Here is a 25617-nt window from a genome sequence, read left to right as displayed (position 1 = left end):
CGCGTGGTAGCCTTCCGCCGCTTCCGCTCGACACCCCGGAGACTCACGCCTTGCCCCATATCCCGATTGACCGCCACCAGTTGCCGAACGGCCTGCGCGTGATCCTGTCGCACGATGACCGCGCACCGATCGTGGCGGTGAACCTGTGGTACGACGTCGGCAGCCGACACGAGAAGCCGGGCAAAACCGGATTCGCGCATCTCTTCGAGCACATGATGTTCCAGGGCTCCGCCAACGTGGCCAAGGGCGAGCATTTCGACCTGGTGCAGGCTGCCGGCGGCAGCCTGAACGCCACGACCTGGCTCGACCGCACCAACTACTTCGAGACCATGCCCAGCCACGAGCTGGAGCTCGCGCTCTGGCTGGAGTCGGATCGGCTCGGCGGCCTGCTCCCGGCGATGACCCAGGAGAAGCTCGACAACCAGCGGGACGTGGTCAAGAACGAGCGTCGCTTCTCGGTCGACAACCAGCCCTACGGCACCTGGGACGAGAAGCTGCAGGGACTGCTCTTCCCCGAAACGCATCCCTATCACCACCCCACCATCGGCTCGATGGAGGATCTCGACGCGGCCTCACTGGACGATGTGCGCGAGTTCTTCACCGCCCACTACGCACCCAACAACGCGGTGCTGACGATCGCCGGCGACTTCGAGCCGGGACCGGCTCTGGAGATGATCGAGAAGCACTTCGGACCGATCCCGGCCAACCCTGCCATCCCCGAGGCTCCACCTACCGAAGTCGACCCGATCATCGGCGCCGAGGTGCGCCAGGAGGTTCCCGATCGCGTGCCGCTGCCGCGGATCTATGCCGCCTACCGCATGCCGATCTTCGGCTCCGAGGGGTTCAATGCGCTCGAGGTGGCGGTTGACCTGCTCGGCTCGGGCCGAGCCTCGCGTCTGTATCGGTCACTCGTGCGGGAGCAGCAGGTCGCCCAGGACGTGACCACATTCGCCTTTCCGGTGATCGGTGGCGCCGCCATCTTCACCATCTGGGTCACGGCGCGACCCGGCGTCGGCCACGACTCGCTCGAGGCCGCCCTGTGGGCGGAGGTCGACGCGCTCGCCGGTGAGGGCCCGAGCGACGACGAGCTGGAGCGGGTCCGCAACCTGCACGCCTCTGGCGTCGAATCGAGCCTGGAGCGCATCAGTGAACGGGCGGATCGGCTCTCGATGTACGCCTGCCTCTTCGACCAGCCCGAGCAGATCAACACCGAGCTGAGCCGCTACGAGGCGGTCGATGCCGGCCGGGTGCGCGAGGCGATGAACGCCAGCCTGGGCCCGGACAACCGGGTGGTCCTGACCTATCTCCCGGCCGAATCGGCCGAGGGGACGGCATGACCACCACCGTCAACCCGATGCGGCCCGCCGCGGGCGTACCGCGCCCCTACCACTTCCCGTCGTTCTCGCGCCGGCAGCTGAAGAACGGCCTCAACGTGTGGACCATCCCGGTCGCCGGCTCGACCCTCGTCAACGTGCACCTGCTGGTCGACGCCGGTGCCGCGGCCGAGGATGAGCCGCACGGCGGCATCGCTGCACTGACCGCCCAGCTGCTGGTGACCGGCACGCGGCGGCTGGACGCATCGGCCTTCGCCGAGGCAACGGAGCGACTGGGGATCGAGGTCAGCAGCGAGTCGAGCTGGGACAGCGCCCGTGCCGCATTCCAGTCGCTGCCACGACATCTCGACGAGGGGCTCGGCCTGCTGGCGGAGATGGTGCGCGAGCCGCGCTTCGAGGCCGGCGAGTTCGAGCGCCTCAAGGCGGAGCGGCTGGCCGATATCCTCCAGTCTCGCTCGGATCCCGGTCGGCTCGCCGACGAAACCTTCCTCCTGCACGTCTATGCGGCCGACACCCCGTATCGCCGCCTCTCGGCCGGCAGCCCGGAGACCGTCGAGACGCTCTCCCGCGACGACGTGATCGACTTCCACGGGACGCATTACCGGCCGGGGTTGGCGCACCTCGTCATCGCCGGCTCCTTCGACGAGGAGGCCGTGGCGGCGTCGGTCGAGCGTCACCTGGCGAGCTGGGAAGGTATCGGTCCGGGCCACCGCACCATCGCCTCGCACGCCGGCGGCGTCCGAAGGATCGTGATCGTGAATCGACCCGGATCGGTGCAGAGCGAGTTGCGGGTCGGACACATCGGGATCGACCGCTACGACCCGCGCTACTTCCCCGCCATCGTCATGTCGACGGCGCTGGGCGGCATGTTCGGATCGCGCCTCAACCGACGGCTTCGCGAGGAGCTGGGTTATACCTACGGGGCACGAAGCGGGTTCGATGCGCGGCGGTCCGCCGGCGTCTTCACGGCCGCCGCGGCGGTGCAGACGGACGTGACCGCACCCGCCATCAGCGAGCTGGTTGCCCTGCTCGAGGCGACGCGCACCGCGCCGTTCGGAGAGGCGGAGATCACCGAGGCGCGTGACTTCCAGATCGGCATCTTCCCGTTGCGCTTCGAATCGACAGGGGGCATCGCCGCCGCGATCGAACCGATCGCCGTCTACGGCCTGGCCGAGGACTTCTGGCAGACGTATCGCGACCGGATGGAGGCGGTCGGTGCGACCGAGGCCCACTCCGCGGCGACCGAGCTGATCCGCCCGGCCGAGCTGCTCATCCTGGCGGTGGGCGACGCGGACGTGATTCGCAACGACGTCGAGGCGCTCGGGATCGCCCCGGTCGAGGTCGTCCCGGCCCCCTAGGACCCGAGCTCAGCCCGCGGCGCGCTGCCGAGCGCGTTCGAGGCGGACGCGAGCAGCCGAGATACGACGGGCCGGATCTCCGCGCAGGCGGCGCCGGTCGAGGGCCTCAGGGTGATCCCCGCGGGCGATCTCGGCCAGCATGGCTGAGGCGCGATCCAGCTGACCGCCCTCCGTCAGGAGCTGGACCATGCTGAACCGGCGCGCGGGCTCCGTGATCGGCGCAGCCACTGCTCGTTCCAGGAGTTCGGCGGCGCGGCCCGCGTGGCCGGCGCGCAGGTGGGCCATGATCGCGGCCCGCACGTCCGCGAAGGCGGGCGGCATCTCGAGCGCCTCGAGGTAATTGAGGAGCAGCTCGGCCGCCTCCGCGCGGTCCTCGGGCCGTCCCTTGCGCACGCGAGCGTCGCGGTACTCGGCCAGCAGTGCGCGCAGCTCGCGATCGACCCATTTCCGCTGCGCGCTGCCGGTGGCGTATTGCAGCGCCACCGTCCGGAGGAAGCCGGTTCCGCGAAGGAATTCCTGCGCAGCGACGTAGGCCGGCCGCAGGTCGGCGTGCACCAGCGTCTCGAAGGTGCCGTCCAGCTCGACCAGCCGCTCCATGGCGCCGAGCCAGTCGTCCGTTCGCCCGCGGTCCCGGTAGTAGTTGGCAGCGAAGCGGAGCCAATAGCGCTCCCTGTGCTCGCGCCAGTCCTGGCCGTCGATGTGGTTGGCCACGATCCATGCTCGCTGCGCCGCGGGGCCGGCCATGAAGACCTGGGTCGGGACGCGGAAGCCATGCACGCTGCGGAACTCGGGCATGTGCCACGGCGTGCGGACCGGGCGCGCCGCGCGGCGCTGACGCCGAACCGGCGACGGCGCCTCGCCCGAGCCGAGCGGCCAGGCGAGCGTCGCCGCGCCACCCCGCTCCAGGGCATGGTCGTAGTGCAGGCGGCGGACGGGGTCGCGCAGTTCGCTCCAGGCGCGGTTCAGGACCGAGGTGCGCCGCGTGGCCAGCGAATCCTGGGCACTGCGATCCGGATGATGGCGCAGCACCGCCTCGCGAAAGGCCGCGCGCAGCTCCGCCACCGTGGCCGATGGCTCGGCGCCGAGCACCTCGTAGTAATCGCGGAGATCGACGCGACCGTCATCGGCCCGATCAGTGCTGGACATCCGATCGAGTCTAGCGTTGCTATGCTGCCCGGCAACATGGCCCATCCCTCACGCCCGGGCGCCGCCCGCCCAGGTCACCTGCTGATCATCGGCGGCGCTGAGGAGAAGCTTCGACAGCGACAGATCCTGTCGCGCTTCGCCTCGCTGGCCGGCGGGGCGGAGGGGCGGGTGGCGATCGTCTCGACCGCCTCGTCCCTGGGCGACGAGGCGACCGACCTGTACCGGGCCCTCTTCGCGCAGCTCGGGGTCCCGGACGTCATCGGCCTGCGACCCATCACCCGGGAAGAGGCAAATGACCAGGCGCTCGCCGGACAGCTGGCCGACGCGACCGGCATCTTCATGACCGGCGGCAACCAGCTCCGGCTCTCCAGCGTGATCGGCGGCACCGCGCTGGGGAGGGCCATCATCGAGCGCCACCGTCAGGGCGCGATCATCGCCGGCACCAGCGCCGGCGCCTCGGCCATCAGCAGTCACATGGTCGCCTTCGGCACCAGTGGGACCTCGCCCAAGCAGCGCATGACCCAGATGAGCGCTGGCCTGGGGCTCCTGCCCGGCGTGATCATCGACCAGCATTTCGAGCAGCGGAATCGGATCGGGCGCCTGCTGGCCCTGATCGCGCAGTCGCCGGCCCTGATCGGGATGGGAGTCGACGAGGACACCGCCGCGCTGGTCAGCCCGTCGGGCGTGATGGAGGTGCTCGGCAAGGGGTCGGTCACCATCCTCGACCCCGCCAGGATCGAGACCGATGCCTACGAGGTCAAACGCCACCGGCCGATCATGGTCAGCGGCGTCATCCTGCACTCCCTGCCGAGCGGCTACCGCTTCGACCTGCGCCGCCGGCGCCTCCTCACCCCGCTCCGTTCGGTCGAACTGAGCGAGCGACAGCAGACGCAGCTGCTCGCAGCCGGCGACAAGGCGCGCCGCCTGATTCGGCGCGTGGCGGCCGAGGGGGCCGACGACACCGCCCCGGAGCGTGCTCGGCGACGCGCGATGCGAGCCCACCGCGACGAAGAGGCGAGCGAGTGACAACAGAGCGCGCCAAGGCTCGCGCGAAGCAGCGCTCCAAGGACCGAGTCAAGGCTCGCCCTTCCCCAACGCCGCGTCGCGGGGCCGCTCCGAAGAAGGCCGCGGCCGACAAGCCGCGCGCGACGCTGCGCATCATCGAGACGCGCGTCTACCGCGGACCGAACTACTGGAGCTACGACCCCACCATCAAGCTGGTCGTCGACCTGGGGGTGCTGGAGGCCTTCCCCACCAACAAGATCCCCGGCTTCACCGACGCGCTGCTCTCGATGCTCCCGGGGGTCGGCCTGCACTCCTGCTCAACCGGCCGGGCCGGTGGCTTCACCAAGCGCCTGCGCGACGGCACCTGGGTCGGGCACGTCGCCGAGCACATCGCCCTCCAGCTGCAGCGCGACGCCGGCACCGAGGTCGGGCGTGGCAAGACGCGCGGCACCGGCGAGCCGGGGCGCTATCACGTGGTCTACTCCTATGCCGAAGAGAGCGTCGGCCTGGCTGCCGGACGGCTGGCGGTGCGCCTGGTCAACCACCTGGTCGAGCCGTCGCCCGACTTCAACCTGGCAACCGAGTTCGAGCAGCTGGTCCTGCTCGCCGAGCGGGCGGCCTTCGGCCCCTCCACCCAGGCGCTGCTCGACGAGGCCAGCCTGCGCGACATCCCGTGGATCCGGCTCAACGACCAGTCCCTGGTACAGCTCGGGCACGGGGTCTACCAGAAGCGGATCCGGGCCACCATGACCTCGAGCACCAGCTCGCTGGGCGTGGACATCGCCTCGGACAAGAAGCTCACCAACAAGCTCCTGGCCGGCACCGGCGTGCCGGTCCCCCGCGCCGATGTGGTCCGCAACGCGGACGAGGCGGTGGCCGCCGCGGCGCGTGTCGGCTACCCCGTGGCGGTCAAGCCGCTCGATGGCAATCACGGCCGTGGCGTGATCCTCAACCTCGCCGATGCGCCAGCCGTCCGCGACGGCTACGCGATCGCCCGCAGGGAGTCCCGCAACGGCGGCGTCGTGGTGGAGAGCTTCCTGACCGGCAACGACTACCGCTGCCTGGTGATCGGCGGCACGCTGCGCGCGGTGGCGGAGCGGATTCCGGCCCATGTCGATGGCGACGGGACGCATACCCTCGCCGAGCTGATCGAGGCCACCAATGCCGATCCGCGACGCGGCATCGGCCACGAGAAGGTGCTGACCCGCATCAACGTGGACGAGGAGTCGATCGGGTATGCCAAGGAGCAGGGATTCGCGCTGACCGACGCGCCGCCGGCGGAGACGCGCGTCTTCCTGAAGCGGACCGGCAACATGAGCACCGGCGGCATCAGCATCGACCGCACCGATGAGATCCACCCCGAGAACGCGGAGATCGCCGAGCTTGCCGCCCGGGTGGTGGGGCTCGACATCGCCGGCATCGACTTCATCTGCCCCGATATCAGCGTCCCGGTGCGCGAGACCGGCGGGGGCATCGTGGAGGTCAACGCCGCGCCAGGCTTCCGGATGCACACCCACCCGACCGAGGGCGAGGCGCAGTACGTCGCCAAGCCGGTCATCGACATGCTCTTCCCGCCCGGATCGGCCGCCCGCATCCCGATCGTGGCGGTCACCGGCAGCAACGGCAAGACGACCACCGCCCGCATGATCTCGCACATCCTCAAGGGGATGGGGCGCAAGGTCGGCATGACCAGCACCGACGGCATCGTGGTCGATGGGCGCCTCATCCGCCGCGGCGACATGAGCGGCCCCAAGTCCGCGTCCACCGTCCTTCAGAACCCCAACGTGGAGATGGCTGTCTTCGAGGTCGCCCGTGGCGGCATCCTGCGCGAGGGCCTTGGCTACGACCGCAACGACGTGGCGGTGGTCCTCAACGTAACCGGCGACCACCTGGGGCTGGGCGGGATCACCTCGATGCGCCAGCTGGCTGCCGTCAAGCAGGTGCTGGTAGAGGCGGTACCACGCGACGGGACCGCCGTCCTCAACGCCGATGATCCGCTCGTGGCGGCGATGGGTCGCCACTGCTCCGGATCGGTCATCTACTTCAGCATGGATCCGAACAACGAATCGATCCGCCGCCAGGCAAGCCGTGGCCGCCGGGCGGTGACGCTCGAGCCGGGACGCAACGGCGACATGATCGTCCTGCGCCAGGGGCGCAAGAACCTGCCGCTGGTCTGGACCCACCTGCTGCCGGCGACCTTCGAGGGGCGGGCACGCATGAACGTGCAGAACGCCCTGGCGGCTGCGGCTGCGACGTGGGCGGCCGGCGCGCATCTGCATGACGTTCGCCAGGGCCTGCGTACCTTCACAACCAGCTACTTCATGGCCCCGGGGCGCCTGAACATGTTCGAGCTCGACGGATACCGGGTGATCGTCGACTACGCGCACAACGCGCCGGCGGTGTCGGCGCTGGGCGAGTTCGTGGACCGGCTGGCCGAGCCGTCAGCCAGCGGCCGGCGGGCGCTGGTCACCGGCCAGCGGATCGGGGTGCTGGCCACCGCCGGCGACCGACGCGACGACGACATCGCCGAGCTGGGCCGGATCGCCGCCGCGTACTTCGACACGATCATCGTGCGCGAGGACGCGAACAACCGCGGGCGCAAGGTCGGCGACACCGCGGCCCTCATCGAACGGGGCGTGCGCGAAGCGATGGCGGGGGGCGCACGCTGCGCCAACGTCGAGACGGTGCTCGACGAGATGGACGCGACCCGCCACGCGCTGGACATGGGGCACGAGGGCGACGTGGTCGTGGTCTGCGTCGACCACGCCAATGCCGTGTGGAAGGAGCTCCAGCGCCGGCAGCACGGCGGGGCATCGTCGGAAATGTCCGTGGCAATCGACGAGCCGATCGACGTGCTGGACGACGAGATGGTCGCCATCGAGGTCGACGGCTAGGCGCCGACCAGCTTCCGCAGCCGGTCGAAAGCGACCGGCCGAAACCCCTCCGTCTCCAGCCAGGTGAAGAACTCCGCGCGCTCCACGTGGGTCATGACGGCCACCACGTCGCCGCGATGTGCGCGCGCGAGGAGCGCCTGGAGCGCCTCCAGCTCGGTCGCATAGGCCTCGACCGGCCCCATGTACCCTGCCTCGTACACCCCCGATCGCATGATCTCGTTCATCTCGTCGGGATCGCGCCCGCGCAGGTAATGCCGCTTCTCGGCGATCACCACGTCGTCGGCCTGCGCGCCCGCGAGTCGGCCCAGGCCATGGAGGATCTCCTCGGTACGGTCGCCCGCCGTGCCGATCCCCAGTCGCACCTTCCCCCGCCCGTGGCGCGAGGCGCGGGCCGAGGCCTGGGTCAGCTTGCGGCACACCTCCAGCAGCCCGGCAAGGCCGGCCTCGTTATGGGCGAAGTCGACCACCACCAGCAGACCACGGCGCTCATACAGGTTGAGCCGGCCCGGATTCAGCTCGCTATCGAGAGCGAAGCTGCGCAGGCCCTCGGCGATCGTGCTGGCCGGGATTCCCAGCGAGTCGGCGGCGGCCGCGGCGGCCAGGGCGTTGGCCACGTTGTACTCGGCCAGGCCGGCGAACGTGACGGGCAGGTCGGCCACGCGGGCCACGCGCTGCGGACGGCGGCCCGCTCCCAGCAGGATCAGCCAGCCGCGCTGCACGACGGCGGCTCGGCCGCCACGGTCGAGGGCCAGCTCGATCCGGGGGTTGTCCGGGTCGAGCGTGAACGGGTACCAGCTGCCCTTCGTCTCGCGGCGCATGCGCCAGGCTCGCGGATCATCGGCATTCAGCACCACCCAGCCCGAGCGCTTGGTGATGCGGGTCACGGCGCCCTTCACCTCGGCGAGCTCGTCGAGCGTGTCGATCCCCTGCAGGCCCAGGTGATCGGCCGAAACGTTGGTCACCACCGCCACGTCGTTGGCGGCATAGCCGATCCCCCGCAGCAGGATTCCGCCCCGCGCCGTCTCCAGCACGGCCAGCTCCAGCTTCGGCTCGGCGAGGACGCGGCCGGCACCGCCGAAGCCGGTCCAATCCCCCGCCTCGACCAACTCGGAGCCGATGTAGATCCCGTCGGAGTTGGTCATCCCCACCTTCAGGCCCGCGTGCGCTGCGATGTGCGCGATCAGGCGGGTGGTGGTGCTCTTGCCGTTGGTGCCGGTGATCGCCACCACCGGGATACGGGGCCGCGGCAGGTTGGGCATGGGCCCGGGCGCCACCGCCCGCAGGGCGCGCAGCTCCTGGCGTGCCGTGCTGACGCCCGCGGCGATTCGTCCGGCAGCTGCCGCGATCGCCTGCGACCGCGCGCGCCGTCGCCACGGGAAGGCGATGGCCGCGCGGCGATGGTCGTGCGAATGGCGAACGGTGACGCGAGGCACGGGCAGGTCCAGCGCGACGTGGAGACGGCGCAGTGCCAGCGCGGCGGCGGCAGCCACCTCTGAGGCCGCAAATGGCGTCTCGGACCCGAATTCGAGCTTGATGGCGGGGCGGTTGAAGAACCGATTGGGGCCGTCCAGCACGCGCAGCTCGAGCAGCTCGACCTCGGCCTGCTGCCGCGCGTCGTTCGGCATGGCCGGCAGTATACTCACGCGCCGTGACCCTCCCCGATGGCCTCCAGGCTGCCGTCGCCGCGCGCTACGCGCGCTACGTGGGCGACCTTGCCAGCCTGGTCGGCATCGACTGCGGGTCGTACACGCCGGCCGGGGTCAACCGCGTCGCGACCGCCGTCAGCGGGTCCTTGCAGGAGATTGGCGCGGCGGTCGAGCGGATCCGGCACCTCCCAACCGGCGGAGAGCGGCAGCTAGGCGACCTCGTCATCGGGCGCCTCGATGGATCGGGCCCACGCCTGCTGCTCATCGGTCACATGGACACCGTCTTCGAGCCCGGCACCGCGGCGGAGCGACCGTTCAAGGTCGATGGCGATCGGGCCACGGGTCCGGGTGTCAGCGACATGAAGGGCGGGCTGCTGGCGGGCCTGCACGCGCTGGCCGCGCTGCGCAGTCTGGACCGTCGTCCATCCGTGACCTTCGTCGCCAACCCCGACGAGGAGATCGGCTCGCCCTTCAGCACCGCGCACATCCAGGGGCTCATCGCGGAACACGACGCGGCCCTGGTGCTGGAATGCGCGCGTGCCAACGGGGACATCGTCAGCGCGCGCAAGGGGATCGCCGATTACGAGGTCACCATCAAGGGACGCGCGGCGCACGCCGGAGTCGAGCCGGAGAAGGGTCGCAGCGCCATCCTCGAGGCGGCGCACAAGGTGCTCGCCCTCCACGCCCTGAACGGGCGCTGGCCCAGCGCGACGATCAACGCCGGGGTGATCGAGGGCGGCACCCGTCCCAACGTGGTCGCGGCGAACTGCCGCATGGAGGTCGACCTTCGGGCGGCGAGCGCCTCGGAGTTCGAGATGGCCGCGGCCGAGATGGAGAGCATGGTCACGCGCCCCACCATCGAGGGCATCTCGGTCACGTTCCGCCAGGCGGCCTTCCATCCGCCCATGGAACGAACTCCGGGCAATGCGCGTTTGGCAGAACTGACCATCGCCATCGCCGCGGAGCTTGGCTTCGAGCTGCACGACGCGCTGACCGGTGGGGCGAGCGACGCGAACACGACCAGCGCCGCGGGACTGCCCACGCTTGACGGGCTCGGCCCGGTCGGCGGCGACGACCATTCGCCCGACGAATGGCTCGACCTGTCGAGCGTCGTCCCGCGCACCACCCTCCTCGCCGCCCTGATCGACCGGGTCGCCGAAGCGATCTGACGGCCCGTGTAGAATCGGGTTCCCGTGATCGATGAGTTCCGTCACCGCACGCGCCTCGAGGTGCGCCTCGGCGATCTCGACCCCTTTGGCCACGTCAACAATGCCGTCGTCGCCACGTACGTGGAGCAGGGGCGCGTCCTCTACCTGCGCGATGTGCTGGGGACCGGCGTCGATCCGGTCAGCATGCCCTTCATCCTGGCCATGCTGAAGATCGACTACCTGTCGCAGGTGCTGTTCAGCGACGCAGTCGAGGTCGGGTCGCGGGTCGACTGGATCGGACGCACCAGCATCGGCATGTCGCACCTGCTGATCAACCAGGAGGCCCGCGAACTGGCCCGATCCGAAGCGGTGCTGGTCGCGTTCGACTATGACATCGAGAAGCCGATGCCTGTCTCGGACAGCTGGCGCACGACCATGGTGGCCCACGAGGGACGGCCCCTGGATCGACCGGTGACCGCCGCATGAGTGACGCGCAGCAGTTCGACCTCCTGATCCTGGGCGGGGGGATGAGCTACGTGGGCGCCATCCGCGCCGCGCAGCTGGGCCTCACGGTCGGCCTGGTGGAGCGCGACAAGATGGGCGGCACCTGCCTGAACCGTGGCTGCATCCCGACCAAGGCGATGCTCGAGACCGCCGACCTGCTGCATCGGGTGACGGAGCAGGGCGCGGAGTTCGGCCTGGCCGGCGGCGACGGCATCACCCTCGACTACCCCGCCCTCGGCAAGCGGCGCGACGCCGTTGTGGACAAGCACGTCAATGGCGTCGAGTTCCTGATGAAGAAGAACAAGGTGACCATCCTGCGCGGCAACGGGACGCTGACCAGCCCGACCAGCGTGCATGTCAGCGGCGGCGAATCCGGCGAGGTGGATGCGACCGCCACGAACCTCATCCTGGCCACCGGCTCGGCGCCGCGCAGCCTGCCCGGGCTGGACGTCGACGGCGAGCGGATCATCACCTCGGACGAGGCGCTGCAGCGCGAGACGGTGCCGGCCCGGGTCGCCATCGTGGGCGCCGGCGCCATCGGCGTGGAGTGGGCCAGCCTGTACGCGGACCTTGGCGCGCAGGTGCACCTGATCGAGTACCTCGACCGCATCGTGCCACTCGAGGACGCGGACGTCAGCAAGGAGTTGACGCGGATCTTCAAGAAGCGAAACGTGAAGATCTACGCCTCGTCGAACATCGACCCCAAGAGCATCGAGCGTACGAAGTCCGGAGTCCACTTCGCGGTCGAGGCTCGCGACGGCAAGACGCGGGTCGAGATGGAGACAGACGTGATCCTGGTGGCGGTCGGCAGGCGCCCGGTGACTGAGGGGATCGGCCTCGAGGAGATTCCCGGGGTCGAGATGGAGCGCGGCTTCGTGAAGGTCGACGGCTTCATGCAGACGGGAGTGCCGCATCTGTATGCCATCGGCGACATCGTGCCGGGCTACGCCCTGGCCCACGTGGCCAGCCACGAGGCGGTGGTCGCGGTCGAGAAGATCGCCGGCCACGACCCGGACCCGGTGCGCATGGAGCTCATGCCGCGCGTCACCTTCTGCCGGCCGGAGATCGCCTCGGTCGGGATGACCGAAGCCCAGGCAACCGATGCCGGCCACAGCGTGAAGGTCGGCTCCTTCCCCTTCCGCGCGCTGGGCAAGGCCACCATCGTGGGCGAGGTCGACGGCTTCGCCAAGCTCGTCGCCGATTCGGAGAGCGGCCTCCTGCTCGGCGCGCACCTGATCGGTGCGCACGCGGGCGACCTCTTGGCCGAGCCGACCCTGGCCTTGCTGCTGGAGGGGACGGCCGCGGAGATCGCGATGTCGGTCCACGCGCACCCGACCCTGACCGAGGTGCTGGTCGAGGCGGCGCTCGCCGTGGATGGCGCCGCGATCCACGTCTGAGACAATGGGATTGATGGCCAACACCAAGGTCGCGGAGCTGGGGCACAAGGCGCTCGGCCTGACGGACGCCGATGTGCTTGCCATGTACCGCCAGATGCTGCTGGCCCGCGCGGTCGACGAGCGAATGTGGCTGATGCAGCGCGCCGGCAAGATCGCCTTCATCATCTCGGGGCAGGGTCACGAGGCGGCACAGATCGGAATGACCTGGCCGATGCGCCCGAACCAGGACTGGATGGCCCCCTACTACCGCTCGATCGCATCCGCGATCACGTTCGGGATGACGCCCGAGGACATCATCACCGCGCACCTGGCCAAGGGCGACGACGTGTCATCCGGCGGGCGCCAGATGCCCGGCCATTACGGTGCAGCGCGCTACAACATCGTCTCGCTCAGCTCCCCCGTCGGCACCCAGGTGCTGCACGCCGTCGGGATCGCGATGGGCGCCTGGGTGAAGGGCGAGGACGTGGTGGCGATCACCTCGTTCGGCGAGGGAACCAGCAACCAGGGCGAGGTCCACGAGGCGATGAACTTTGCTGGCGTGCACAAGCTGCCGGTCATCTTCGTGTGCGAGAACAACGGATACGCCATCAGCGTGCCGCTCGCCCAGCAGGTGGGCGGGCTCTCGGTCGCGGCCCGCGCGGAGGGATACGGCTTCCCCGGCGTCACGGTTGACGGCGCCGATCCGCTGGCCTGCTACGCCGCCGGCAAGGAGGCGCACGAGCGCGCCATTCGCGGCGAGGGCCCGACACTGATCGAGGCGGTTGTGCACCGCCTCACCAGCCACTCGTCGGACGACGATCAGCGCCGCTACCGCGACCCCGCCGAGGTCGAGGACCTCAAGCAGCACGACCCGATCCCCCTGTTTGCGAGCCGCCTGGCGGCCGTCGGCCTGCTCATCGCCGAGCTCGACGAGCAGTACCGAGCCGAGGTGAAGGCGGAGATCAACGAGGCCTCGAAGCGCGCCGAGGCGCGTCCCGAGCCGGACGTGGCCACGGCCGAGCTGCACGTCTACGCCGAGGAGGGCGGCTGATGGCCGAGTTGAACATCCTCGAGGCGATCCGGACCGCCATGGACGAGGAGCTGGAGCGCGACCCGAACGTGATGGTCCTGGGCGAGGACGTCGGCAAGAAGGGCGGCGTCTTCGGCGCCACCGAGGGGCTGTGGGCCAAGTACGGCGGGAAGCGGGTGCTCGACACGCCGCTCACCGAGGCGATGATCGCCGGAGCCGCGGCAGGGGCCGCCATCTACGGCCTGCGCCCGATCGCCGAGATGCAGTTCGCCGATTTCTCGTACCCCGCCTTCAACCAGATCGTGTCCGAGATCAGCCGCATGCGCTATCGGTCCAACAACGCCTTTGGTCTGCCGATGGTGATCCGCATGCCGTACGGCGGCGGCGTGCACGGCGCGCTGTACCACTCGCAGAGCAACGAGGCCTACTTCACCTCCACCGTCGGCCTCAAGGTGGTGGCTCCCGGCACCCCGGCCGATGCCAAGGGCCTGCTGAAGGCCTCGGTCCGCGACCCCGACCCGGTGATGTTCTTCGAGCACAAGAAGACGTACCGCCTCTTCAAGGCGGAGGTCCCCGATGGCGACAACGTGGTCCCGATCGGCGTGGCCGACGTGGCGCGAGCCGGCAAGCACCTCTCGATCTTCTGCTACGGCTACATGCGCTTCTGCGCGCTCGAGGCGGCGGAGACGCTCGCCCGCGAGGACGGCGTCGAGGCCGAGGTGGTCGACCTGCGCACCCTCCGTCCGCTCGACACCGCCGCGGTGCTCGCATCGGTGGCCAAGACGGGAAAGGCGCTGGTCGTCCACGAGGCGAACCGCTTCGGCGGCTTTGGGGCGGAGGTCGCGGCCATCATCGCCGAGCAGGCCTTCGAGCACCTGGACGGGCCGATCACCCGCCTGGCGGGGCCGGAGGTGCCTGGCGTTCCGTTCCACCACAGCCTCGAGGACTGGTTCATGCTCAATCCAGCCAAGATCGTCGAAGCCGCCCGTGGGCTGGCCGCGTACTGATCGGCTAACCTGACGCGCATGGCAACCACCATCAAGATGCCGCAGCTCGGCGAGTCGGTCACGGAGGGGACGATCGAGCGCTGGCTGGTCAAGGAGGGCGACAAGGTCGAGCAGTACGACCCGCTCTTCGAGGTGGTCACCGACAAGGTCAACGCGGAGGTCCCCGCCGAGGTCGCCGGCACGGTCACCAAGATCATCGTCGGCGATGGCCAGACGGTGAAAGTCGGGACGCCACTGGCGGAGATCGAGACGGAGGGCGGCACCGCCGAGGCCGCGGCCCCGACTCCTGCCCCCGCGGAAACAGCTGCGCCAGAGCCGGCACCGGCTGCGGCTCCTCCCGAGCCTGCTCCAACACCGGCGGCTCCTGAGCCGGCGGCCGCGGCCGCTCCCGCCCCGGCAGCTGAGGCCGCCGCTGAGGCGCCGGCCCCGACCCCTGCACCCGCGCCACAGCCGGCGGACACTGCGGCCGCCACGGCATCGGAGCCCGATACGAACGGGACCACGCGCATGACGCCCGCGGTCCGGCGCCTGGTGCGCGAGCACGGCATCGACATCGCGCAGCTCCGCGGAAGCGGCGCCGGCGGGCGCGTCACCCGCGACGACGTGCTCGCCTTCGTCGCCGCCGGAGCCGTCCCCGCAACCGCCGAAAACCCGACCCCCGCCGCCGTGACCGAACCCGCGGCTCCCCCGCCCACGCCGGTCCCGGCACCGATGGCCGAGCCCGCCGCGGCCGCGCCAGCCCAGGCGGCCGCCCCCGCCCCCGTTGCGGCAGCCGCAACTCCCGCGCCCGCCTATGCCGCCCCGACGCCGCTCCCCGCCCCGACCGGCGGCGACGTGGAGGTTCCCCTGACCCAGATGCGCAAGGGGATCGCGGCCAAGATGACGCGCGTCAAGCAGACCGTCCCCCACGCCTACACGGTGGTGGAGGTGGACATGCACAACGTGGTGCGCTGGCGCAAGACGAACCAGGATTCCTACAAGGCGCGCGAGGGGATCGGGATCAGCTATGTGGCCGCGGTGATCAAGGCGGTGACCGAGACGCTGCGCCAGCATCCGACCCTCAACAGCCAGTTCGCTGAGGATCGGATCGTCCTGAAGCAGGCCATGAACATCGGCATCGCGGTGGCCGTCGACAACGGCCTGCTGGTGCCGGTCATTGCCAACGCCGACCAGCTCAGCATCAGCGGCGTGAACCATCGGATCCAGGACCTGGCGGCCCGCGCCCGGACCAACAAGCTGAAGCTGGACGAGATCCAGGGCGGGACCTTCACGGTCAACAACACCGGCTGGTTCGGATCGGTCTCATCCATGCCGATCATCAACAGCCCGGAGGTCGCCATCCTGTCGATGGAGGCGATCGTCAAGCGCCCAGTGGTGATCAGCGTCGAGGGCGAGGACGTCATCACCGTTCGACCGATGATGAACATGACCTGCTCCTTCGATCACCGCGTCCTGGACGGAGCCCAGGTCGGCAACTTCCTGGCCGATGTCCGCAAGCGGCTCGAGGGCTGGGACCCGGCTACCCCGATCGGCTGAGTCCGGTTCAGGCCGCGGCCGGCTGCGGTCGCTTACGCTCTGGCGGCCCCAGGACGGCGAGCAGGCGTGCCCTTCTCGTCCGCCATACGGCGCACCGCGGGGATCCAGGCCAGGGCGCCGATCGCCTGCAGAACCACCCACAGGATGACCAGCAGCCCCGGCAGTGCGACGGAAGCCGCCGGCACAAACCACACGTAGTCGGCGTCGAGCAGGCCCAGCAGCTCCAGCCCGACATCGGCGTCCGCTCCGAGGCTGTCGGGCAACCGCCCGAGGGTCAGCGTCTGCCCGCCGGGTGATCCGGCTCCGCTCCCGCCATCACCCGAATCCGTGGTGCTGCCGGGGCCGCCACCGGCGATCTCGGTGGCTGAGGCGCTCGGTTGCGGTGTCGGCGTGGATGGCGAGGCCTCGCCGGGGATCGGCGAGGCGGTCGGACTCGCTGACGGCAAAAGGCTCGGCAGGCCCGGGAGGCTGATACTGGGCAGCGGGAGGATGGGCGTTGGGCTGGCGGTATTCGACAGGCTCGGCGTCGCCGTCGGAGCCGGCGTTGCTGTAGGGCTCAGCGCGGGCAGCACGGTGACCGTCAGCGGCACGCCAATCTCCTCGGGGTTGCGACAGTCCTGGTGCTGATGCGCATGGTTCGGCCACAGGAAGTCGCCCGCGACCGTGGCGTGTGCCCGGATCGTGAACCGGACCCATTCGGTCAGCTCGAGACGGCCGCCGCCACTCAGACTCTGGACGATGACCGCGTTGCCCGACGTGCTGGACTCCCACTCGTCGCCGTTCGATGCGGTCGGCGTGCCAAGCGACTCGATCACGAAGCTCGCCGGCAGATCGACCTCGAGACAGCCGAGCTCGGTGAGCGCATCCAGGTTCGTGGCGGTCAGGGTGAAGGTGGTCGAGACGTTGGCGGTGGTCGTCAACGGGGACGCCACCAGCGTCCAGAGTAGCGCTGCGGACGCGACAGCCGGCACCAGGGCGGCGGTGACCGCCGCGGCAAGCGCTGCCAGTCGCCGGCGCTTCATGCCACGAGGCGTTCAGGACGCCAGATGCGGGTGGACAACTCGCCGGGGAGCGGTGCGTCGGGCGCGGTCTCGATGCCCGCAATGAAGGCGACCACCAGGTCCTCCTGGAGCTGCGACCCCGCCGCGTCGCCCAGACGCTTGAGAGCCTCCTCGACGGAGAGCGCCTTGCGGTAGGGGCGGGTCGTGGTCATGGCGGAAAAGGCGTCGGCCACGGCCAGCAGCCGGCCGATCAGCGGGATCTCCTCTCCCTCGAGGCCGTCGAGGTAGCCGCGACCATCCCAGCGCTCGTGGTGGAAGCGAATCCCGGCGCGGACCTCATCGACGTTGGGGACGTCCCGCACGATCGCGTCGCCCAGCGCCACGTGCTGCTTGAAGATCTCGAATTCCTCGGCGGTCAGCTTGCTGGGCCGGCGCAGGAGGGTGTCGGGGATCCCGATCTTGCCGACGTCGTGCAGGAGCCCGGACAGGTGGATGGTTTGGAGCAGATCCTCGTCGAGGCCCAGCCGCTCGGCCAGGAAGACGGCGTAGCGGGCAACGTCCTCCGAATGGCGCTTGGTGTATCGGTCCTTGGTGTCGACCGCGATGACCAGCCCGCGGAGGATGTCGAAGCTGCCGGTGGCCGAGCGCTCCTCGGGGCCGATGCGAGCGACGGACACGCCGTCCCCGCCGCTGGCCCTGGCCTCCCCGACCGCAACCGCCACCGCGGAGAGGAGCTCGGTGACCGAGTCCGCGTGGTCGGGGAAGAGCGCGATCCCGGCGCTCACCGAGACGGGCAGCGGCTCCGACTCACCGAACTGGACGCTGAGCTCGTGCAGCCGCGTCCGCAGCACCTCGACCGCTGCCTCCATCTCCGCCTGTCCCGCTTCCGGCACGACGAGCAGGAACTCATCGGGGCCGTAGCGCGCAACGGACGATCCTGCGGTGGCCTCTGCCGTCAGCAACTCGGCGACGCGGCGCAGCACGTCGTCCGCGGCGTCGTGCCCGTGGGTGTCGTTCAGGAGGCGGAAGTTGTCCACGTCGACGAGCGCGACGCCCAGGGTGCGAGCGTCGGCTGACGCCCGCTCGACGGCATCGGTCAGGAGGGCGACCACCGCGCCGTGATTGAGCAGATCGGTGAGGGGATCTCGACGCTCGGCCTCGAGCAGCAGCGCCTGCTGGCGCAGGATGCGCCGATGGGCGGCTCGGAATACGCCCAGCAGGATCACGGCCAGCAGGAGCGCCGCGCTGACCGTGACGATCACGATGTCCCGAACTGCGGCATCGATGTGAGCCAGGATCGACGTCGCCTCCCGCTCGATCGCAATCACGGCGACGGGGTCGCCCGTCGCGGTCCTCAGCGGCAGGAACTCGCGAATCACGCTCGCATCGCCATCGCCGGCGAACCCTGCGTCAGGCTCTCCGGAGAGTGCCTTCTGCATCCCCTCGGATGTTGCCGGCGTTTCGCCCCGAAGACCGGGTTGCGAGCTGAACAGGATCGAGCCATCGAGGGCGCGAACGTCGATCCGCAGCATCTTGGCCTTGCGGGTCAGGTCGACGAGGTTGGTCTCGAAGGCCACCACCTCAGCGTCCGACATCCCACCCGGCTGGAGATCGCCCTGCTGCAGCCGGCCGTTGAAGAAGAGCTCGGCGATCGCCCCGTCACGCGACACGGCGGCGGCCAGCATCGAGCTCGAGACGTGCATCGACGAGACCGCCACCAGGGCACTCGCCGTGATTCCGACCAGCACCAGGAAGACGCCGTAGACCAGCGCCAGCAGCATCGGCCTTCGCGTGCGCGCGTGCGACATATCTCGGCAAACGTTGAGGATGTCGGTCCCGGAGGTCGATAGGACGAAATTCGGGTCGGTCCGGGTGCGGTTTCGGGCGACGCCCATGTTGTTGCGCGGAGACCAAGCGCAAGGCAGGACCCCTGGTACCCCGGTACCGGTCGCCGTCAGGCCGGTCGATGCTCCCGATAGGCCGTCTTCAGCCGCGCCGCGTCGGGCGGAGTTCGGCGCGCTCCGGCCGTGCCACCGCGCGCAGCTCGTCGGTGATCAGGTCGGCGAGCGCCCTCGCGTCCACACGCCGAGTCTACGCGCCGCTCGCCGCTCCTCCCGTCGCCTCAGCGTCGGGGCGACGCGGCCGACCTCTACCCGGCCGCCGATTCCGCCAGCTCGAGCCCTTCACCCTCGATCGTGATGTGCGGCAGCCAGCGAAGGAACGGCGGCAGCCACCAGTTCCAGTCGGCGAGCAGCTGCATCGAGGCCGTCTGCCCGAGTCTACCGGGCGGCTCAGGGCTGGGGTCGTACCCCAGCCAGGGTGATCGCGACGAGGCGGCCGACGGCTGCCCTGGATGGCAGGCTCCTCGCCGCCGCAAGGGCGTGAAGGCAGTAGTTCGCGAGCTCGTCGGGTGCGATATCGGTCCGGACGTCTCCACTTCGCGCGGCTTCAACCAGCAGCCCTCGAATCAGGCTGCGCAATTTGCCCTGAGCTTCAGCGATCTGGTGATCTCGATGCAGAAATGCTGCCAGCTCCGTGTCGTGGTGCGCGCTTGACTGCTGGGAAATTGAGGCGTACGCACCAAGCACCGCCTCGAGCCGCTGGCCCGCGTTCCCCGCGCCCTCTTTGACTTCAACCAGGTATCCCAGGTGGGCGCCGATCTGGCGTTCATGCCAGGCGCGGAGGATCGCCTCAACGTCCGGGAAATACTTGTACAGGGTCGCGCGTCCGATACCGGTCGCCTCGGCGATCTGCGACATCGTGACCGACAGCACTCCGTCCTCGGCGAGAGCGGCGGTCGTATCTAGGATTGCCTCCCGCACCTCGCGCCGGTGGGTTTCGATCGTCTCCGTCCAAATCTTCGGCATGGCGCCAGTATACGTCCCGACGCGGGCGTGACACAGTGCATGGATTCAGACATACTGTATCTATCCCTCTCTTGCACCGCCCACCCGCCACAGGAGCACGCACATGGCTGACACGCCCGGTCACCCCGTTTCGACCGACGACCCCGTCGACAGCGGTAGGCTGGAAACTGCCCGCGAAGGGCCTCCGAGGACACCGGGATGGGTCAAGGTGTTCGGCATCTTGGCACTGGTCTTGATCCTCGCCGTGGTCGTGCAGCTGCTCTTCGGCATCAGGCATGGGCCCGGTCTTCACTCGTCCTATGCCTCGGTCGCCGGACTGATCGTGCCCCTCTGGTGACGATGGGACCCGGCCTGCGCAAGCTGGCCCTCGCTACTCACCTGAGCTTTTCGGTTGGCTGGATCGGCGCGGTGGCGGCTTATCTGACGCTGGACGTGACCGTGGCGACCGTGGATGACGTTCAAATACTGCGGGCCGCCTGGGTCGCGATGGGTCTGGTCGTCACCTGGGCCATAGTCCCGTTGGCGATCGCATCGCTGGTCACCGGCTTTGTGATGGCCCTGGGCACGAAATGGGGCTTATTTCGGCATTGGTGGGTGGCGATCTCGCTGCTGCTTACCCTGGCTGCCACCCTCGTCCTCCTTCAGGAGGCTGGGGTGATAGCGCACGCGGCGGCTATGGCAGCCGAGCCGACGACATCCGACGCAGAGCTCCGCAACCTCCCGTCAACCCTGCCCCATTCGGGTGGTGGACTGACAGTGCTGCTCGTCATCCAGGTCATGAACGTTTACAAGCCACAGGCCTTAACGCCCTACGGATGGCGCAAGCAAGAGGAGGAGCGTCTAGCTGCCAAATCTCGGTCGGTCATGCCGCGGGCCGCAGGCGGAGGCCGCGCAGAAGCTGGGCGTTCGCCGCGACGATGATCGTCGAGGCGCTCATGGCTACCGCGCCAAGGCTCATCGGCAGCACGAAGCCGATGGGTGCCAATAGCCCAGCGGCCACCGGGATCGCAAGCGCGTTGTAGCCGGTCGCCCAGACCAGGTTCTGCACCATCTTGCGGTAGCTCGCCCGGGACAATTCGATCGCGCCAACCACGTCGCGCGGGTCATCGCGCACGAGCACGATGCCGGCCGATTCGACCGCGACATCGGTTCCGGCGCCGATCGCGATGCCGACGTCCGCCTGGGCCAGCGCAGGGGCGTCATTCACGCCGTCACCCACCATCGCGACGGTTGCCCCGCCGGCCTGGAAGCTGCGCACGGCCGCTGCTTTGTCGGCGGGCAGGACCTGGGCTCGCACCTCGTCAATGCCGATGTGCGCGGCCACCGAATCGGCCACTGCTTGCGCGTCGCCGGTGATCATGGCCACCCGCAGGCCGAGCGCATGGAGGCTCTTGACGGCCACCACCGACTCCGCGCGGATCTCGTCCTCAACCCCCAATGCGCCGATCACGCCGCCCTCTCGCACCACGTACAGGACCGTCTGTCCGGCCGCTTCCCACTCAGCGATATGGCTCCGGAGCTCGGCGGGGACGGTCAACTGGAGGTCTGCCAGCAGGCGCGGGCCGCCTACCTGGGTAATCAATCCATCCACGCTGGCGCGGGCACCGCGGCCTGCCATCGCCTTGAACCCCGATGCCTCCGGTACGGTCACCCCACGGCTCCGTGCGGCATCCACCACCGCCTTCGCGAGTGGGTGCTCGCTGTCCGCCTCGACCGCGGCGGCCAGTCCCAGAACAGCAGTCTCCTCATGCTGCGGTACAGCGACTACAGCGCCCAGCACGGGCTGGCCGCGGGTCAGGGTGCCGGTCTTGTCGAAAATGACGATCTCGAGATCCTTTGCCCGCTCGAGCGCCAATCGGTCCTTGACCAGCAGCCCGTTCCGCACGCCCAGCGTGGTGCTGATGGCGATGACCAGCGGGATGGCGAGGCCCAGCGCATGGGGACAGGCGATGACGAGCACTGTCGCCGTACGGATCAGCGCTTCCTCGGGGTCGCCGAGCAGGGTCCAGGCTCCGAGAGTGATGATGCCCGACACGAGAGCGATGTAGAAGAGGATCGCCGCCGCCCGATCGGCCAGCACCTGGGCGCGCGAGTTGGACGCCTGGGCCTCGGCCACCAGCCGCATGATTCCGGAGAGGGCGGTCTGGTCCCCGATTGCCGTCACCTTGACCCGCAGGCTCGAGCCGGCCACGACGGTGCCGGCCACCACCCGATCGCCCGGCTCCTTGCTGACGGCACGAGATTCGCCGGTGATCATGCTCTCGTCGACGTCGGCCGAACCCTCGACGACCTCGCCATCGGCCGGTACGCGGCCTCCCGGCCGGACCAGGACCATGTCGTCGAGCCGCAGTTCGTGCGTCTTGACCGATTCGAGGCCGCTGCCGGTGACGCGCTCGGCCGTGTCAGGCAGCAGCTCTGCCAGCGCGGAAAGCGCGCCGCGTGCCTGACCGATCGCCCGCATCTCCAGCCAATGCCCGAGGCTCATGACGGTGATCAGAGTTGCCAGCTCCCACCACACGTCCACCTCGAAGACGCCAAGCGTGGCCGCCCAGCTGGCGATGAACGCGACCGCGATCGCGAGGCTGATCAGGGTCATCATTCCCGGCTGCCGGTCGCTGAGCTCCGATCGCGCTCCGCGAAGGAATACCAGGCCCCCGTACGCGAATACGACCGTGCCCAGCACCGATGGGATCCAGTCCGAGCCCGGGAACGCAGGTGCTGAATACCCAAGCCAGTCCTGCACCTCCCGACTCCAGATCACGACCGGGACGGTCAGCAGCAGAACCACCCAGAACTGGCGACGAAACACGTCCGGGTCATGCCCGGCATGCTTGTCGTGCGACGCATGGCCGCCGGCTGGTTGCGTGGCGGCCCGGTTCGACGACTGGCTATGGCTGGAATGCCGATCCGGCTTTCTGCCTTCCGGCGCGCGCGCTTGCGAGCCAGCTCGGTGGTGCCGAGAGTCGTCCATCAACCATTCACGGTGGCGGTCGCCACCATGCCGCCGGCGTAGTGGCCGGGCTCGTGGCAGCCGATGAGGATGGTCCCTGCGGTGGCGAAGGTGTGCTCCAATACCTGAGACTCGCCCGGATCCACGCTGATGCCGTTCGGCTCGTCATGGGCCATGCCGCCCATCTCGACCATCTCTTCCTCGTGATCGGCCTGGGCATCGGCGTCACCGATGAAGAACTCATGCTGAATTGCCCCCGCATTGGCCACCTCGAACCGCACGGTTTCACCGACCGAGAAGGTGAACGCATCCGGCTCGAATCGCAGTTCATCAGTCATGGTCACCGTTACCACCCGTGGCGATCCGTTCAGGGATGGTAAGGCGGCGTCGATGGACGCTGTGCTCGACGCTGCCGGCGACGAACAGGCGGCCAGGCCGACGACGACGACAGCGAGTAGCACGATCACGACTGGACGCATGAGGACTCCTCTTTCTACAGGGTGGTCGGTACAGGGTGGTCAGCAGATCCAGTCTGATTGCGATCGTGGCCGGCGCCAAGTCGAGCTCCCGAGATGCCGTGGGGCACGAGGAGCATGGCGCTCACTGACCGAAGGATTGCCCCAGGCGCTCCGCGTCACGACCGGTACAGCGACTGATGCCCGCTTGACCTAGCCTGAGCCGATGATCCGGCCCAGCAGGGCGAACCCGTCGGGACTGCCCGGCCATCGGCTCCGAAGCCCCTCGAGCCCGACCGTGCGCCGGACGTAGCGCAGGACGAGCACCGCCACGACCACGTCGTCGAGCGGACCGAGGATGGGGATGAACTCCGGGATGAGGTCAATCGGGCTGATCAGCCAGGCGAGCAGCACGACCAGTGCGACCTTGGCACTCAATGGCACTGCGCGGTCGCCGAGGAGCCGGCGAACCAGCCGAACCACGTCGGGAACGATCCGGAGCAGCTCGCCCAGCCGCACGTCGCGCGGACGGAACATCCAGAGCAGGCCGATCAGGATCGCCCACACGGCGAGGATGCCCGCGAGGACGATCGCCACGGTCCGCCAATCCACGCACATACCTTGACAGGTAGGCGTCGCTGGGCCTTGCTTCGGGTGTCATGCCCGCTCGTGCAGCACAAACGCACGACAGCACGACCGCACGACCGACGCTGACAGCGCGACCACCGCACTCCTTCGGTAGACTCCGTGCGTGGCACTCGACCCGCAGCGCGACTTCTCGACCCTGGGGGAGCTTTCCGTGCTCAACGAACCGGCCGGCCACCACGCCTCCCCCTCCGAAATCATGTACCCCGGCGGCCCCGGCGGCGACGGCGGGATCCTCTCCCCCGGCGACCCGGTCCCCGAGAACGCCGGCCCCGGCGGACGTCGGCCCGAATGGCTGAAGGTCCGTATCGGCGTGGGCGAGACCTACGCCCAGGTCAGCAGCATCATGCGCAGCCAGGACCTGCACACCGTCTGCGAGGAGGCCCGCTGCCCGAACCAGGGTGAGTGCTGGGCGCTCGGCACCGCGACCTTCATGGTCCTGGGCAGCGTGTGTACACGAAACTGCGGCTTCTGCGCGATCGACACCGGGCGCCCGCCGACCACCGACCTCGACGAGCCGCGTCGTGTGGCCGAGGCGGCTTCGGCCATGCGCCTGAAGCACGCCGTCATCACCATGGTCGCTCGCGATGACCTGCCCGATGGCGGCGCAGGCATCGTCGCCGACACGATCCGCGCCATCCGCGGCCCCTCCCCCGACACCAGCATCGAGGTGCTCATATCCGACTTGAACGGACGAGAACAGGACATCCGCACCGTGGTCGAGGCCCAGCCAGATATCCTCAACCACAACGTCGAGACGGTTCCCCGTCTCCAGCGCCCGGTCCGACGCCGGGCGCGGTGGGATCGGTCCGTCTCAGTGCTGACCATCGGCCGCGGCGTAGCACAAGAGATCGGCCACGACCAGATGGTCACCAAGACCGGGATGATGGTGGGCCTGGGCGAGACGACCGACGAGCTGCTCGAGGCCATGCGGCTCCTGCGCGAGGCCGATATCGACGTCCTGACCATCGGCCAATACCTGCGCCCCAGCCGCCAGCACCTGCCGCTGCACAAGTACTACACCCCCGCCGAGTTCGTGGCGCTCCGGCGGCACGGCCTGGAGATGGGCTTCCGTCACGTGCAGTCCGGGCCGCTGGTGCGCTCCTCGTACCATGCCGCGGAGCAGGTCCCGGGTGCGCCCGGCAACGAGGCGGTCGCCGTCTGATGGCAGCCCGCGACCATGTCGCACTCCTCGCCGGGCGACTGGCCATCACGCACCGCCAGCTTGTCGAGGCGGCCGAGAAATGCACCGATGACGACCTGGCCTGGCACCCCGGTCCCACCTCGCCGCCGATTGCCTTTCACCTGTGGCACGCCGGCCGCTGGGCGGACCGATGGGCAGCCGTGGTCTCGGGCAAGCCGCAGCGCTGGCACCGCGAGGGGCTGACCACCAAGTGGGAATTCCCTGTCGAGCAGGGCGCGGGAGACACCGGCATGGAGCTGCCCGACGAGCAGGCCGCGGCGCTCCCATTCCCCGGACGCGATCAGCTCGCGACCTACATGCGAGGCGCGTTCTCCGACCTCGAACAGGCCGTCGGCGAGCTGGACGACGAGACGATCCTGCGTGACACCGACGACCTGCTTGGCGCCACGGCCCCGCTCGATGACTCCCTGCTCCGCCACCTGTCGCACGCCAGCCGGCACCTGGGCATGATCGAGGCGCTCCGCGGGCTGCGCGGCGTCCACGGCACGGCCACCGTCTGACGCGATGGTCC

22 protein-coding genes are annotated in these 25617 nt (G+C 69.4%); 14 read left to right on the top strand and 8 right to left on the bottom strand.

Going from position 1 to position 25617, the window contains the following annotated elements:
- The first annotated feature begins 50 nt into the window (after nt 1–50).
- Complete coding sequence (locus tag WEB29_04450) at nt 51–1337, top strand: pitrilysin family protein (GenBank protein ID MEX2136201.1); 1287 nt, start codon at nt 51–53, stop codon at nt 1335–1337.
- Nucleotides 1334–2692 (top strand): pitrilysin family protein, encoded by a 1359-nt coding sequence (locus WEB29_04445; GenBank protein ID MEX2136200.1) that lies wholly within the window; start codon nt 1334–1336, stop codon nt 2690–2692. Before WEB29_04450 ends, WEB29_04445 begins: the two co-directional genes overlap by 4 nt.
- A gap of 9 nt (nt 2693–2701) precedes the next feature.
- Here the strand turns inward: WEB29_04445 and WEB29_04440 are convergent, their stop codons facing one another.
- Complete coding sequence (locus WEB29_04440) at nt 2702–3838, bottom strand: J domain-containing protein (protein ID MEX2136199.1); 1137 nt, start codon at nt 3836–3838, stop codon at nt 2702–2704.
- A 36-nt stretch (nt 3839–3874) separates the two neighbouring features.
- Between WEB29_04440 and WEB29_04435 the strand changes: the two genes are divergently transcribed.
- Together WEB29_04435 and cphA are read left to right on the top strand one after the other, a co-directional pair.
- Nucleotides 3875–4864, top strand: a complete 990-nt coding sequence (locus WEB29_04435; protein ID MEX2136198.1) for a cyanophycinase — start codon at nt 3875–3877, stop codon at nt 4862–4864.
- Nucleotides 4865–4989: 125 nt separating this feature from the next.
- Complete coding sequence (cphA, locus tag WEB29_04430) at nt 4990–7737, top strand: cyanophycin synthetase (protein MEX2136197.1); 2748 nt, start codon at nt 4990–4992, stop codon at nt 7735–7737.
- Here the strand turns inward: cphA and WEB29_04425 are convergent.
- A complete protein-coding gene (locus WEB29_04425) occupies nt 7734–9362 on the bottom strand; it encodes a Mur ligase family protein (GenBank protein MEX2136196.1) in 1629 nt (542 codons plus the stop codon). The genes cphA and WEB29_04425 overlap by 4 nt on opposite strands.
- Before the next feature lie 23 nt (nt 9363–9385).
- Here WEB29_04425 and WEB29_04420 point away from each other — a divergent pair, with 23 nt between their 5' ends.
- From WEB29_04420 to WEB29_04395, 6 genes are read left to right on the top strand one after another with little or no spacing between them, the layout of a single operon-like run.
- The gene (locus WEB29_04420) at nt 9386–10552 is read left to right on the top strand and encodes a M20 family metallopeptidase (GenBank protein ID MEX2136195.1); all 1167 of its coding nucleotides are present in this window, start codon (nt 9386–9388) and stop codon (nt 10550–10552) included.
- A 24-nt stretch (nt 10553–10576) separates the two neighbouring features.
- Nucleotides 10577–11017 (top strand): thioesterase family protein, encoded by a 441-nt coding sequence (locus WEB29_04415; GenBank protein ID MEX2136194.1) that lies wholly within the window; start codon nt 10577–10579, stop codon nt 11015–11017.
- Nucleotides 11014–12432 carry a dihydrolipoyl dehydrogenase gene (gene lpdA, locus WEB29_04410; GenBank protein ID MEX2136193.1) on the top strand — a complete coding sequence of 473 codons (1419 nt, stop codon included), beginning with the start codon at nt 11014–11016 and terminating at the stop codon, nt 12430–12432. Before WEB29_04415 ends, lpdA begins: the two co-directional genes overlap by 4 nt.
- Nucleotides 12433–12445: 13 nt before the next feature.
- Nucleotides 12446–13462 (top strand): thiamine pyrophosphate-dependent dehydrogenase E1 component subunit alpha, encoded by a 1017-nt coding sequence (locus tag WEB29_04405; protein ID MEX2136192.1) that lies wholly within the window; start codon nt 12446–12448, stop codon nt 13460–13462.
- Nucleotides 13462–14448 carry an alpha-ketoacid dehydrogenase subunit beta gene (locus WEB29_04400; protein ID MEX2136191.1) on the top strand — a complete coding sequence of 329 codons (987 nt, stop codon included), beginning with the start codon at nt 13462–13464 and terminating at the stop codon, nt 14446–14448. Before WEB29_04405 ends, WEB29_04400 begins: the two co-directional genes overlap by 1 nt.
- 18 nt (nt 14449–14466) lie before the next feature.
- Nucleotides 14467–15984: a dihydrolipoamide acetyltransferase family protein gene (locus tag WEB29_04395; protein MEX2136190.1), complete on the top strand. Its 1518-nt coding sequence runs from the start codon at nt 14467–14469 to the stop codon at nt 15982–15984.
- A 32-nt stretch (nt 15985–16016) separates the two neighbouring features.
- Here the strand turns inward: WEB29_04395 and WEB29_04390 are convergent, their stop codons facing one another.
- From WEB29_04390 to WEB29_04380, 3 genes are all read right to left on the bottom strand, one after another.
- A complete protein-coding gene (locus WEB29_04390; protein MEX2136189.1) occupies nt 16017–17006 on the bottom strand; it encodes a hypothetical protein in 990 nt (329 codons plus the stop codon).
- The gene (locus tag WEB29_04385) at nt 17003–18793 is read right to left on the bottom strand and encodes a diguanylate cyclase (protein MEX2136188.1); all 1791 of its coding nucleotides are present in this window, start codon (nt 18791–18793) and stop codon (nt 17003–17005) included. The genes WEB29_04390 and WEB29_04385 overlap by 4 nt, the downstream gene beginning before the upstream one ends.
- Before the next feature lie 483 nt (nt 18794–19276).
- Complete coding sequence (locus tag WEB29_04380; GenBank protein MEX2136187.1) at nt 19277–19852, bottom strand: TetR/AcrR family transcriptional regulator; 576 nt, start codon at nt 19850–19852, stop codon at nt 19277–19279.
- A 103-nt stretch (nt 19853–19955) separates the two neighbouring features.
- Between WEB29_04380 and WEB29_04375 the strand changes: the two genes are divergently transcribed.
- Nucleotides 19956–20189 (top strand): hypothetical protein, encoded by a 234-nt coding sequence (locus WEB29_04375; GenBank protein ID MEX2136186.1) that lies wholly within the window; start codon nt 19956–19958, stop codon nt 20187–20189.
- A gap of 2 nt (nt 20190–20191) precedes the next feature.
- Entirely contained in the window at nt 20192–20773 is a 582-nt protein-coding gene (locus tag WEB29_04370) for a DUF2269 domain-containing protein (GenBank protein ID MEX2136185.1), read from the top strand.
- On the opposite strand, the gene WEB29_04365 is transcribed toward WEB29_04370, so the two are convergent.
- The 3 genes from WEB29_04365 to WEB29_04355 form a co-directional block, all read right to left on the bottom strand.
- A complete protein-coding gene (locus WEB29_04365) occupies nt 20715–22661 on the bottom strand; it encodes a heavy metal translocating P-type ATPase (protein MEX2136184.1) in 1947 nt (648 codons plus the stop codon). The genes WEB29_04370 and WEB29_04365 overlap by 59 nt on opposite strands.
- A 161-nt stretch (nt 22662–22822) precedes the next feature.
- A complete protein-coding gene (locus WEB29_04360) occupies nt 22823–23140 on the bottom strand; it encodes a plastocyanin/azurin family copper-binding protein (GenBank protein MEX2136183.1) in 318 nt (105 codons plus the stop codon).
- A gap of 330 nt (nt 23141–23470) precedes the next feature.
- Entirely contained in the window at nt 23471–23869 is a 399-nt protein-coding gene (locus WEB29_04355; GenBank protein ID MEX2136182.1) for a YkvA family protein, read from the bottom strand.
- 139 nt (nt 23870–24008) lie between these two features.
- Between WEB29_04355 and lipA the strand changes: the two genes are divergently transcribed.
- Nucleotides 24009–25067 carry a lipoyl synthase gene (lipA, locus tag WEB29_04350; GenBank protein ID MEX2136181.1) on the top strand — a complete coding sequence of 353 codons (1059 nt, stop codon included), beginning with the start codon at nt 24009–24011 and terminating at the stop codon, nt 25065–25067.
- Nucleotides 25067–25606, top strand: a complete 540-nt coding sequence (locus WEB29_04345) for a DinB family protein (GenBank protein ID MEX2136180.1) — start codon at nt 25067–25069, stop codon at nt 25604–25606. The genes lipA and WEB29_04345 overlap by 1 nt, the downstream gene beginning before the upstream one ends.
- The last annotated feature ends 11 nt before the right edge of the window (nt 25607–25617 follow it).

Source organism: Chloroflexota bacterium (genome assembly GCA_040902225.1).
Taxonomy (GTDB): Bacteria; Chloroflexota; Limnocylindria; order QHBO01; family QHBO01; genus CF-167.
The sequence above is the reverse complement of the archived record's forward strand: the minus strand, read 5'-3'. Positions and strand labels throughout refer to the sequence as shown.